Here is a 12212-nt window from a genome sequence, read left to right on the forward strand (position 1 = left end):
GATTGAAAGGGTCACTTCTGATTGAGTCTCCAAGAGTTGCTTACCTCTAATACTACAACTTAATAGTTACCCAATCCGGGAAGAATGTCAATAGGTGTCTACCAAAAGTTTTTCAGCCCCCTACCCTATAAGTCGTAGGGTGCGTCGCCACAGAAAATTTTTAACTCAATATCGACAATCTTACAGCGACGCACTTGATAGCGTGGAGAAAATATCTGCGTTAATCTGCATTAAGGATCGGTTTTCCTAGAAGTTTTAAAAGTTCGCAACACGGATTGAAGACCGCGAGCAACGACGTTACTAAGGGGAGTGCTAACTAACCGTAAGGTGCGTCAGGAGAAAAATTCTTAATCTGCGTATAGTCACAGTCACACCTGACGCACCCTACAATAGCTCAATTAGTGCTACTTGGCTGGTAATTTCACCTTGCTTGCCAAACCTAGTGCTTCCATCACTTGAATTGTCATCCAAGTAAAGTCAATTTCCCACGGTTCCATCCCGTGACGGGCAGAGTATTGATAAGCGTGGTGATTGTTGTGCCAGCCTTCGCCATAAGTCAGGACAGCAACCCACCAACAGTTAGTAGAACTATCTTTTGTTTCGTAGGTGCGGTAGCCAAATTTGTGAGTGGCGCTGTTCACAAACCATGTGCAGTGATACACGAAAACTAAGCGCACAAAAATTACCCAAACTACAAAAGACCAGCCTGCTGCCAAGTAAAGCAAAATGCCAAAGGCTATTTGAATTGGCAAAAAGTAGTTTTGTAAAAATTGGTAGAATGGGTCGCTAGCAATGTCTTTTGTACAGCGGGGAATTTCATCGTGGGCTGGCCCTTTATAGAACATCCAACCTAGGTGACTCCACCAAAAACCCCGCTGGGCATTGTGAGGGTCGAGATTATTTTGGTCGGAGTGAGTGTGGTGCAAGCGGTGCAATCCTACCCAATGAATTATTCCTCCTTGACAGGCGAGAGCACCGCAAAAAGCTAGAAAATATTCGACAAATTTGGGTGTCTGAAAGCTGCGGTGAGTCAGGAGGCGGTGCCATCCGAGGGTGATTCCTAAACCGCCTGTTATCCAGTGCATAAATACTGTTAAACCCACTGCTGTCCAGTTGAAGTTAGCAGGAAGTAAGGCGAACAAAGCGCCAATGTGAACTCCGGCTAAACTAATAATATGCACCCAATTGTATTCGAGTTTGTCTTGTGTTGCTATTGTCATTCGGTTTCAGATTTGATGTTTTAAATTGAGTAAAATTCATATAAACTAGGTTAGATAGAGGTTAATAAACCCAAGCTAATCAAACATGAATTATCAAATGCTATATGGCCTTTCTCAGAAAGATGAGGTAAGATCGAGAATTGGTAATAGGTAATTAGTAATGCCCTATACCCTTCCCCCCCTGGGGGGGATCAGGGGGGGGTTCCCCATGCCCCATTACCCATTACCCATTACCTCACTTAACTGAGAAAAGCTATAGATGAGGAATCCAGAGTATATATTGTTGAGATTTGGGGAAGTTTACACAATTAATCTGATAAAAAGCCTAATTGTTTTACTTCAATATCTATCCCATAGATGTCTGCGAAAAAGTCATGCAAACTAGGGTAGAATGCTTACTCGAAAATAATTATGGGATAGGTCTTATATCTATGATAGTACATTCTGCTACCGATTGGTGGCAGCAGTCTGGGGATTGCTGCTGGATTTGAATCCGGCTAAATTATTTTGAAAAATTTGAAAAAAAATTGGTTATTAGCCCTCAGTCTGCAACTAATGACTAATAACCTGTTACCTACGATCGCCAGTTACTTTTCTGCGATATCTGCTAATTTGACTTTGGTTGCCAAACCCAGTGTTTGCAGCAGTTGAATTGTCATCCAGGTTAAGTCGATTTCCCACCATTGAAGACCGTGGCGAGCCGAGTATTGAAAGGCGTGGTGGTTATTGTGCCAGCCTTCGCCATAAGTCAGGACGGCCACCCACCAGCAGTTGGTGGAGCGATCGCCAGACTCGTAGGTGCGATACCCAAATTTGTGGGTAGCACTGTTCACCAGCCAAGTGCAGTGGAATACCACTACAATCCGCATAAACACGCCCCAAACCACGAAGGACCAGCCGCCTAATAAATAGAGCAAGACACCGAAGACTACTTGGATGGGGATAAAATATGCTTGGAGAAACTTGTATACTGGGTCGTCGCCAATGTCTTTTGTAAAGCGCGGGATTTCAACTCTGATGGGCAGATCCGAGAGCATCCAGCCCATGTGGCTCCACCAGAAGCCTTGATTGGAGTCGTGGGGATCTGTTTCAGTGTCAGAATGTATGTGGTGTAACCGGTGCATTCCTACCCAGTCGATGGGGCCCCCTTCGCAGGAAAGAGTACCGCAAATTACTAGGAAATATTCTAGCCATTTGGGTGTTTGAAAACTGCGGTGAGTAACCAGACGGTGGAATCCGAGAGTAATTCCTAAACCACCTGTTACCCAATGGAGGAATACTGCTAGCCCGATCGCAGACCAGCTAAAATTACTCGGCAGCAAAGCAAATAAAGCGCCGATGTGTAAAAAGGCCATAAAGCCTATGACAGGCCAATCAGGAGAAGTTTTTTTGGAAGTTGCAATCGTCATGAATATATTATGTTTACAAACTAAGGGCCGCATCTACGCGATAACGAGCTGCGCGCACACAAATGGTGAGCGAGGTATAGATGAATAGCGTTTCACGGCTACAGGAAGCAGAACAGGGACTCCTTCAGATTTTTTCTGGTATTGACGCGACAGTCAAGCAAAATCTTCAACGAGTCTTAAAAGCTTTTCGGGGCCACCGGGTTGGAGTCCACCATTTTGCAGGAGTTACGGGTTACGGTCACGACGATTTGGGTCGGGAGACGTTGGACGGCGTGTTTGCCGAAGTAGTTGGTGCAGAAGCGGCGGCGGTGCGAGTACAGTTTGTTTCGGGTACTCACGCGATCGCCTGTGCTCTGTTTGGCATCCTGCGTCCTGGTGACGAAATGTTGGCAGTGGCTGGGTCTCCCTACGATACTTTAGAAGAAGTCATCGGCCTGCGGGGGCAAGGTCAAGGTTCACTGATTGAGTTTGGCATCCTTTACCGTGAGTTGCCTCTAACTCGCGAAGGAAGTGTGGATTGGCAGGCACTGAGCTGTGCTATTTCAGCAAAAACTCGCCTGGTTTTTATCCAGCGCTCTTGCGGTTATTCTTGGCGGTCTAGTCTGTCTATTTCTGAGATTCAAAAAATCGTCGCCATAGTCAAACATCAGAATCCTAACACAATTTGCTTTGTTGATAATTGTTACGGAGAATTTGTTGAGGATTGTGAACCGACTGCTGTTGGTGCGGATCTGATGGCTGGTTCTTTGATTAAAAATCCGGGGGGTACGATCGTCCCTGCGGGGGGTTACGTGGCGGGGAGGGCAGATTTAGTGGAGGCTGCAACTTGTCGCTTGACGGCCCCTGGAATTGGCAGTAGTGGCGGTGCAACTTTTGATTTAAATCGCTTGCTGTTTCAGGGTTTGTTTTTAGCGCCTGGGTTTGTGGGCGAGGCGATCAAGGGAAATCATTTGACAGCTTATGTTTTTTATAAGTTGGGTTATCGGGTGAATCCGATTCCTTTGGCGAGAAGACGGGATGTGATTCAGGCGATCGAATTTGGTTGTGCTGATAAGTTAATTGCTTTTTGTCGGGCTGTTCAACAAAATTCCCCCGTTGGTTCCTATTTAGATCCGGTGCCTGCTCCCATGCACGGCTATGAAAGTAAGTTGGTGATGGCTGGGGGTACTTTTATTGATGGGAGTACGTCGGAGTTTTCGGCTGATGGGCCACTGCGGGAACCCTATATAGCTTTTTGTCAAGGGGGGACTCATTGGACTCATGTGTCGATCGCTCTTGAGGCTGCGATCAATGCTGTCGGGCCTGCCTCCGATCCTATCTCCCATAAATACGGCTTTTGACACTCCCTGTGCTGAAGCAACAGGGATTCTTAAGACCACAATGTGAACGAACCTGACGGTCAGCGGAGTACCGCTAGACCGCAGGCTTCTATTTCCCTTTGTGCAAGGGCTTTTTTGAGTGACGGAGTTCCCCCGCCACTTTCATGACTCAGGCCAGTTTTTTATGAGGCTGCATAGAATCTGATCCCCCCTAACCCCCCTGGTGGGAGGGGGGAACAAGATTCTGCTCAAAGTCCCCCTTCCCCCATCCCCCCTTGGGGGGGGCAGGGGGGGGTGGGGGGGCTAGGGGGGGGTGGGGATTTAGGGGGATCGAGATATATGCAACTTCACATTAAATTGGTATCAGGCCAATCTTTTTGATAAGTTTAGCCGAGTTTTCGTCTCGATCTAAAGACTCTCGGCACCGACAAGAATGCCACCTATCAACAGCACCTTTAGCCGATGAGATTACACCATTAGCATGACGTTTATTAATACCGTAAGTTTTTTGTAGGTGCGTGTTACCGTATGACTTGTTAAACTCTTATCCTGACAGCATAAAGTTGACTCTTACAATCTTACTTTATTTTTACATTCCATCACAATTGCGTAGCTTCTGCAAGCTTTTCTAACAGTTTTTTATTCTTATTTGAGCCAGAGCCGTAGAGTCTGGCAGAAAACACTGTGATAATTTCCAGAACATCCGATGCCAAATCCTCTTCAAAGGTTGCATCCTCTTTTTTGTTTAGTATGATTACCTCAATATCGTGGTACTCACAGACAGCAAAAATAAGTTCAGACCCGAACCGAAGTAACCGATCTTTGTGGGTGATTACAAGACGCGCTACATCACCATCTAAAATAGCTGTGAGTAGTTTATTTAAACCTTTTTTGCGATAATTCATACCACCGCCTAAGTCTCTAATCACCTCGTAATTCCAACCATTAGATTGACAGTAACCAGACAATACCGCGTCTTGTCTATCAAGAGCGTCTTTCTGATCTTGGGATGAAACACGGGCGTAAGCAAGAGTTTTACCTAGCTTTTGCTCTACAAAGTCAGCTAACCTGTACCGCCTGTGTCCGCCACTGGTTCTAACTGATTTAATTTTTCCTTCGCTTTCCCAACGCCTGATGGTATCTACACTTACGGCTTTGAGTTCCGCTAGTTCGCCTATACTAATTAGTCTGTCCACTGCTAACCCTTGAATTACCTGTTTAAAATATAGGTAAATATAGATATTTTGTCAACTGCCGTTAACCCATCGGAAATTATTTGGGTTGCGGCCCAACTCAATCACACTTGAGTACAAAAGTCAACACTGTTTCATCAATTCCCTTCAATTGCAGTGGCTTATATTTAATAATTCTCTCCTCATCAACATAATCGGCCACCGCTGCGGAAATTAACACACTATTGGGTTCGGCCGCTTCTTGCAATCGAGCCGCAATATTCACACTCGGTCCGATCGCAGTATAGTCTGATCGCTCCTCGCAGCCAAACATCCCCACCACCGCAGTACCCTGATGAATTCCACAGCGAAAACGCACAGGTGGCACCCCATTCTCCCCAACAATACCCTGTTCAATCCAACTTTGGTTAAGCTCATTCAGAGCTCGCAACATTTTCCTTGCAGCCTCCACAGCACGCCGCACTTGTTCATTGGGGTTGAGTTCTTCCGGCGCTCCAAATATTGCCATTACCGCATCTCCCACAAACTTATCTACCGTACCACCACTATCAAAAATCGCTTTAGTCATGGCGGCTAAATATTGATTCAACAACTCGGCTACTCGGCGCGATCGCAATGTATTGGAGAGGGCAGTAAAACCCACAATATCGCTAAATAAAATCGTAATCAATCGCGGTTCCGGGCGCAAATTCAGCGCCAAATCTCCCGCCGCCGCCGCTTTCACCATTGCCGGCGGCAAAAATCGGCGCAATACCGACTCAGTTAAATAAGTATTCAACTGCTGGACACGGCGCTCGTTCTCCTTGAGAGCCAGCAAATTTCGGACTTCTGCCAATAATTCTCTGTCGTTAAAAGGCTTGGACAAATAAGCATCAGCTCCCCGTTCTACTCCTTCAATTCGAGTGTCTTCATCGGCTTTAGCAGTCAATAAAATAGCAGGAGTGCCTTTTAAATCTCGATCTTCTCTAATCATCCGAATCAAATCTAATCCCGACACTAAGGGCATCATCAAATCTGTAACAATCAAATCAGGGCGACGTTTTTTCGCTACTGCAAATCCCTCCTCACCGTTACGGGCAAGCAAAACCGAAAAGCCTGAATCTCGCAAAATTCCCGATACATAAAAGCGTAAATCAGGATTATCATCAACTACCAAAACTGTGCCAACTGCTGTTTCTGAGCTTACGGATTGGAGGGTTTCCAAATTCTCGTTGGTGATTTCAGCATCAGACAAATCACCTTCTACATCTGCCAATTCCACCATTGCTTTTGATGAGTGAAATTCTGTTGGTATTTCCAGCACTTGTTCTAGAGGCAAATGGGTGGAGCCGAAGTGGAGCCAAACAGTAAAAGTAGATCCTTCACCGTAAACAGATTCTACGGAGATTTGACCACCGTGCATTTCCACTAATTCTTTGACCAATGCCAAGCCTAAGCCACTTCCTTCGTAGGAACGGCTGGCGGAACCTTCGGCCTGACGAAAACGCTCGAATAAATAGGGAATTTGTTCGGTGCGGATGCCGATCCCGGTATCTTTTACTTGCAGCAAACAGTGAGAACCTGCCGATGCAACTGTCAGGGTTATATTTCCACCTTCGGGGGTAAATTTGACAGCATTTGATAGTAGGTTATAAATAACTTTATCAAATCTTTCAATATCTAAATAGAGCAACGGACACTCTTGCAATTGAGTAATTAAGTTGATGTTTTTTTTCTCGCAATAGGGGCGAAATGATTCGGCGGTAGAGTAACAGAAACCTACTAAGTCGCAGGGGCGAAAACTCGGCTGCATTCGTCCAGCATCCAGTCGCTGCAAATCTAGTAGTTGATTTACTAAGCGCAACAGGCGACGGGAATTGCGAAGTGCAATGGCTGCTTGTTCGTAGGGTAAGTCTTCTTGGCGACTGCAAACTGATTCTAGGGGACCAATGGTGAGGGTTAGGGGTGTACGGAATTCGTGAGAGATATTTTGGAAAAACTCGGTTTTGAGTCGATCGGCTTCCAGGAGACGTTCGGCTTGCTGTCTGGTAGTTTGGTAGAGGCGGGACTGCTGTACGGCTAGAGCGGCTTGAGTTGCTACTATTTGAGCCAGGTCAATGTCTGAGGCTAGCCAGCGCCTGGTGTTGTTGTTTTGTCGTAGGGAGATGCTGCCGATGATTTTACCATCGGAAAGCAAGGGGACTACCAGAAGGGCGCGGGCTGGCGATCGCAGTTGTAGTTCTGTAACATTCATGTCAGGACGTTCGTTGAGATCTGAAATCGCCACCGGTGCTTTCGAGATCGTAATGTTTTGCAAAACCGGATTCCCTCGAATCGGCACTAAAGACTGGGGTAAGGAAGAATGGGGAAATATCCAGGCGCGGCCTCTATCCCTAATCATGTCGTTGGCGAGTAAATTAGGAGCGATAAAGTCCTCTTCGGCGGCTACAAAATTCCGATTTGAGTCATAAAGTCCCACGCATTGAACGTATTCATCGTCTTCTGTCCACAGGGATAGCACGCAGCCGTCTACTTGCAGAGCTTGCCCTAGTTGTTGGGTAATGGCTGAAAAAATGTTTTGGGGGTCCAGGCTCGATCGAATTGCCGTGGTAATAGTATTGACTAGGGCTTCGCGTTTTGCCAGCGCCCGCACTTGTTCGTAAGCACGGGCTTGAGAAAGGGCCAAGGCTGCTTGGTCTGCTACTGTATTGACTAAGTTGATCTCGTGTTCTTCCCACGGGCGGGGGTGCTCGAAGGAGTGCAGCGCTAAAACTGCCATGAGTTCGTTTTGGTAGAACAGAGGTACGATTAAGCTCGATCGGATGTTGGCTGCTTGGTAAGCAAGTCGTCGCTGGTCATTACCTGTGTGTAAAATGCGATCGTCTGTTTGAGCATCTTGAATCACCTCTACTTGGGTAGTTTCCCACACCAACAGCGGTAGTAAATCTACAGAAAGTCTAGCATCCGGGGCATCTAGGGGTATGGCGACAGCCTCCGATGATGGCAAATCTGGAGTTTCCTGGTGTGGATAAACGAACCATTCATCAGCCACTCTACCGTCTTGGAAGGGACGTAACAAGCAGCAACTCACCTGAAACATTTCCCCTACGGTTTCCACAATTCTTTGCAGCATTTGCTGGTAATTGAGGGCCGATCGGATACTATTGGTAACAGCATAAAGCAGTGATTCTTGCTGTAGCGCCCGTCGCAGTTCATTAGTGCGATTTTTCAGGACATGGTGAGTATCCACAGCTTGACTGACCAAAACCTTGAGGTCATCGGAATCCCAAGGCTTAGTAACGTATTTGAATACTTTGCCCGCATTAATAGCTTCAACTAAATCTTCAACATCGGTATAGCCAGTTAAAATAATTCTGATCACGTCGGGATACTCGACAGCAGTCAAGCGGAGAAACTCAGTCCCGCTCATTTTTGGCATCCGCTGATCCGAGATAATCACGGCAACTTCTTTCTCTCTTCTCAAGATTTCGAGGGCATCAGGACCTGATTTGGCGCTCAGCACTTTATAATCGCGATAGAAGGTGCGGTACAGCAACTCAATATTGTCTGGTTCGTCATCAACGATCAGAATTTTGACCTTAGAACTTGCTAGGGAATTCATTTGTCTTCCCCCTGATTGCTCAACCACATAGCTTTGCTGTGCTTGGTCGTGGGAGTCATAGGGAGGCAGGATCTCTGCAACATAGCTATAGCCGTCCTTTTGTGAATGTGTTTCCAGTATTTGCGATTAATTATTTGCACCAGTCCCGTTTTAGTTAAGATTTTTAAAACTCACCACAGCCGCCAATGGCAGAAACCCCACTTTTTTGGTAGATATCTCGTTGAGAAACTTTGATTTTTCAGAGAAACCCGGTCGATCGCCGTAAGTCCAGTGCCTATTTTTGCCACTATTGACGCCTTATTTTACGATATAGACTCTTTGAAATCCGCAATTGAGCGCAGAGTCAGAACTTTAGGGAGGAGGAAATCCCACTCGATCCAACCCAAATGCCTTGAACCCTTCTCGAAACACCCTCACCCAGTTAACTATGTAACTTATTTAACCTGCCCTTAATTTTCATGATGAATTTACTCTGTCAACATCGGCTAATTAGCTCGATCGGGCTTTTGAATTTATCGATCGCCTTCTGCATACTATCGAATTATTTGGTCATACCGCCCACAGACGGAATTATTGGGTCATACCCCAGAGACTTTTTCCAAAACGTCAGAGTGTAAATGGGACTTTTGGCAGAAAACCCCCTACTCTTAAAGACAAGGTTGCTTTCATCGGATACACGAGTGCCTGTGGCCAGAAGCCCTTGAAACTCGATCGGCTCGCCATAGCCATAAGATCCACGAGCCTCATACCCTGATTCATTCTGGCTTATCCTTGAGTTTTTCAATTACGGCTTGACGAATAAATTCAATTCTATCGGGTATTTCTGCCAGCATAGAGTGATAGGGTTCCGGGAACCTGACATTAAAACCTTTTTGATTGTTTTTAATACCCTTCCCAATACCTACAAATCTAGTATTAGGGGATGGGTTATTGTTGGCCATGATTTTTCTCAATCCCTTGACATTTCCAGTGTACATTAGATAATATTGCAAAGTCAAGACTAAAGAAGGTGGTGGTTTAATCGGGTCAATCAACTATGTGTATAAGTTATACCCCTAATATTACAGAAAACCCACCCCGATCGGCTGGAAATGAATTGGTTGCCCAAATCCGACCCGCCCTCATTTAGAATTAGCTGATAATTATTGAATGTTCCTGTGAATTTATAATTGATTTAGAGGGTTATGAATCACAATAAAATCACCATTAAGAAAATGGTTCTGTGTATAAATAACCATCCTAGAAAATTAATATAGTGGCTGATAATTGTGAATTATTCATTTTTTTCCTCACCAACACGCGGTAAACAAAACCCCGAAAATTATGGCTTTTTAGTTCGGATGGCTGGAGCCAATGACCTGATGCAGCTAGCAGATATTTTGGCTTCGAGCTTTCATTCCCGCGAGGGGGTAGTACACTGGGTCTATCCAGTATTACGCTTAGGTATTTACGAAGATTTAAAAAATCGACTGCGTTCTAAAACTGAACATTACATTTGTCTGGTTGCTGAGCTAGTCTCGCGGGAAGAAAATGCTCTCGACAACAGGTCAGAGTTAATGGCTGGAACGGTAGAACTAGCTCTGCGTTCTCGCTTTGCTTGGCAATTCCCAAGTTCTGACTATCCTTATTTATCCAATCTCGCCGTTCACCCAGAGTATCGGCGACAAGGTGTTGCTCAAAAGCTACTGAATAATTGTGAAAAAACTGCCCGTGAGTGGGGATTTTCGGAAGTTTACCTCCATGTTTTGGAAAATAATCATGCGGCTAGACAGTTATATTATCAGGCTGGGTATCGCTTAGAACAGGTGGATTGGGATTGGAGTTGTTGGCTGTTCGGACAGCCACGAAGACTGTTTTTGCGAAAGCATCTAGCAAGCTGAAAGCCTAAACCCCGGACGCTCATCGGTTTCCAGCCTTGATGCCAGGATAGAGATTTGCCTGGGGTTGGGGCTAGTCGAGCTTGGGTGAGGCTGTTTATAGTTGAGTCCGATGTCCTGCCCCTTTGCTTAATTATGCGTAATTTATAAACTAAAGTATTAATTTATACAGTCACCAGAGACTGCTAAGTCTATAATAGACGGGTTTAATTTTTTTTGAGTATATGTAAAGCGATCAAAAATTACCAGAATACTAAGGTTTCAACCCTGGGAAGGGTAAAAATCATCCTAGTATGAAAGTTAATATAAAAAAAAAACCGCAACTTTACAAAAAATTAGGTGAAATCCCTTGCAAAAATTAGCGAGTATGGAAAAGCCGATCGAACGTGGGGCAAAATCCATAGAACTGAATCCCCAAGACCCTCAAACCTGGTACGATCGAGGTAACGCCCTAGAAGAAATGGGACGCTTGCAAGCGGCGATCGCATCTTGGGAAAAAGCGATCGAACTAGAACCCAAATTTCAGGAAGCTTGGTACAACAAAGGTGTCGCCCTCAGAAAGTTGGGACAGCTAGAAACAGCGATTTGCGCCTACAACGAAGCCATCAAAATTAAACCCGATCACCCAGAAGCTTTGTACAATCTGGGCAATGTGCTGCGCAAGTGTAACAGGCTTTCAGAGGCGATCGCCTCTTACGAAAAAGCGATCCAATTTAAACCAAACTACCATGAAGCTTGGTCGAACCGGGGCAACGCTTTGGTTAATTTGGAACGCTACTGTGAAGCCCTCACTTCCTACGACAAAGCCTTAGCCCTGAAATCCGACTACTGGGAAGCTTGGTACAACAAGGCATTTGCTCTGAAAAAATCAGGACAAAACGAAATGGCGATCGCCGCCTACGACAGAGCTCTGGAACTTAAACCAGATCTACACCAAGCATGGTATCAACGCGGGACAGCCTTAGCCGATACCAAACGCTACCTAGAAGCCGTCGTCTCCTACGACAAAACTCTCCAACTGCGCCCCAACTCCCCCGAAGTTTGGAACAAACGCGGCACGGCGATCGCCCACATGGGAAAATTTGCAGAAGCCATAGACTCCTGGGACAAAGGCCTGGCCATGAAACCAGACGATAGCGAAGCCTGGTATAACCGCGGCCTGGCCTTGGCAAATTTACAACGCTACTCTGAAGCCATCGCCTCCTGGGACAAAACACTAGAAACAGAACCGCAAAACATCGAGGCCTGGTACAACCGCGCCGTAGCCCTCAAAAAAATCCAGCGATACCCGGAAGCCATCGCCTCTTACGATCGAATCATCGCACTCAAACCAGACGATCCAAACCTCTACTATCAAAAAGCCTGCATCTGGGCCCTAGAAAAACAAGCGCAAGAGTCAAAAAATCAGCCCGCAGTAGTAGCAAGCATCATCAACAAAGCAATAGAAAATCTCTCGAAGGCGATCGAACTTAATCCGAAAAAATACCTAAAACTTTCCCAAAATGACTCAAAATTGCATACAATACGTGAACAAGTGCGGTCTTTAGCTTTAACTCAGGGTAGGCAATGATTGACTAATATAGATGCCGCACA

At 45.7% G+C, this 12212-nt stretch carries 8 protein-coding genes; 3 read left to right on the forward strand and 5 right to left on the reverse strand.

The features are described from left to right. Positions 1 to 404 precede the first annotated feature (404 nt). Positions 405 to 1220: an acyl-CoA desaturase gene (locus ACBR23_RS06780; RefSeq protein WP_371115839.1), complete on the reverse strand. Its 816-nt coding sequence runs from the start codon at positions 1218 to 1220 to the stop codon at positions 405 to 407. 587 nt (positions 1221 to 1807) lie between these two features. After that, positions 1808 to 2629 carry an acyl-CoA desaturase gene (locus ACBR23_RS06785; protein ID WP_371115838.1) on the reverse strand — a complete coding sequence of 274 codons (822 nt, stop codon included), beginning with the start codon at positions 2627 to 2629 and terminating at the stop codon, positions 1808 to 1810. A gap of 80 nt (positions 2630 to 2709) precedes the next feature. Between ACBR23_RS06785 and ACBR23_RS06790 the strand changes: the two genes are divergently transcribed. Further along, positions 2710 to 3969 (forward strand): aminotransferase class I/II-fold pyridoxal phosphate-dependent enzyme, encoded by a 1260-nt coding sequence (locus ACBR23_RS06790; protein WP_371119217.1) that lies wholly within the window; start codon positions 2710 to 2712, stop codon positions 3967 to 3969. 578 nt (positions 3970 to 4547) lie between these two features. Here ACBR23_RS06790 and ACBR23_RS06795 read toward each other — a convergent pair. The 3 genes from ACBR23_RS06795 to ACBR23_RS06805 form a co-directional block, all read right to left on the reverse strand. Then, on the reverse strand, positions 4548 to 5144 hold the full coding sequence (locus ACBR23_RS06795) for an IS607 family transposase (protein WP_341739716.1): 597 nt from the start codon (positions 5142 to 5144) through the stop codon (positions 4548 to 4550). Positions 5145 to 5241: 97 nt separating this feature from the next. After that, positions 5242 to 8742: a response regulator gene (locus tag ACBR23_RS06800; RefSeq protein ID WP_371115835.1), complete on the reverse strand. Its 3501-nt coding sequence runs from the start codon at positions 8740 to 8742 to the stop codon at positions 5242 to 5244. A 755-nt stretch (positions 8743 to 9497) separates the two neighbouring features. Continuing rightward, positions 9498 to 9719: a hypothetical protein gene (locus tag ACBR23_RS06805; protein ID WP_341734995.1), complete on the reverse strand. Its 222-nt coding sequence runs from the start codon at positions 9717 to 9719 to the stop codon at positions 9498 to 9500. A gap of 291 nt (positions 9720 to 10010) precedes the next feature. On the opposite strand from ACBR23_RS06805, the gene ACBR23_RS06810 reads away from it, so the two are divergent. Next, positions 10011 to 10622: a GNAT family N-acetyltransferase gene (locus ACBR23_RS06810; RefSeq protein WP_371115834.1), complete on the forward strand. Its 612-nt coding sequence runs from the start codon at positions 10011 to 10013 to the stop codon at positions 10620 to 10622. Positions 10623 to 10986: 364 nt separating this feature from the next. Then, a complete protein-coding gene (locus ACBR23_RS06815; protein WP_371115833.1) occupies positions 10987 to 12189 on the forward strand; it encodes a tetratricopeptide repeat protein in 1203 nt (400 codons plus the stop codon). Positions 12190 to 12212: the final 23 nt, after the last annotated feature.

This window comes from Microcoleus sp. (assembly GCF_041354475.1).
GTDB lineage: Bacteria > Cyanobacteriota > Cyanobacteriia > Cyanobacteriales > Microcoleaceae > Microcoleus.

Bases quoted from the DNA above. Each gene is read 5' to 3' on its own strand.
- ACBR23_RS06780 (WP_371115839.1), bottom strand. From the start codon at position 1,220: ATGACAATAGCAACACAAGACAAACTCGAATACAATTGGGTGCATATT.
- ACBR23_RS06815 (WP_371115833.1), top strand. From the start codon at position 10,987: ATGGAAAAGCCGATCGAACGTGGGGCAAAATCCATAGAACTGAATCCC.
- ACBR23_RS06785 (WP_371115838.1), bottom strand. From the start codon at position 2,629: ATGACGATTGCAACTTCCAAAAAAACTTCTCCTGATTGGCCTGTCATA.
- ACBR23_RS06790 (WP_371119217.1), top strand. From the start codon at position 2,710: ATGAATAGCGTTTCACGGCTACAGGAAGCAGAACAGGGACTCCTTCAG.
- ACBR23_RS06805 (WP_341734995.1), bottom strand. From the start codon at position 9,719: ATGTACACTGGAAATGTCAAGGGATTGAGAAAAATCATGGCCAACAAT.
- ACBR23_RS06800 (WP_371115835.1), bottom strand. From the start codon at position 8,742: ATGAATTCCCTAGCAAGTTCTAAGGTCAAAATTCTGATCGTTGATGAC.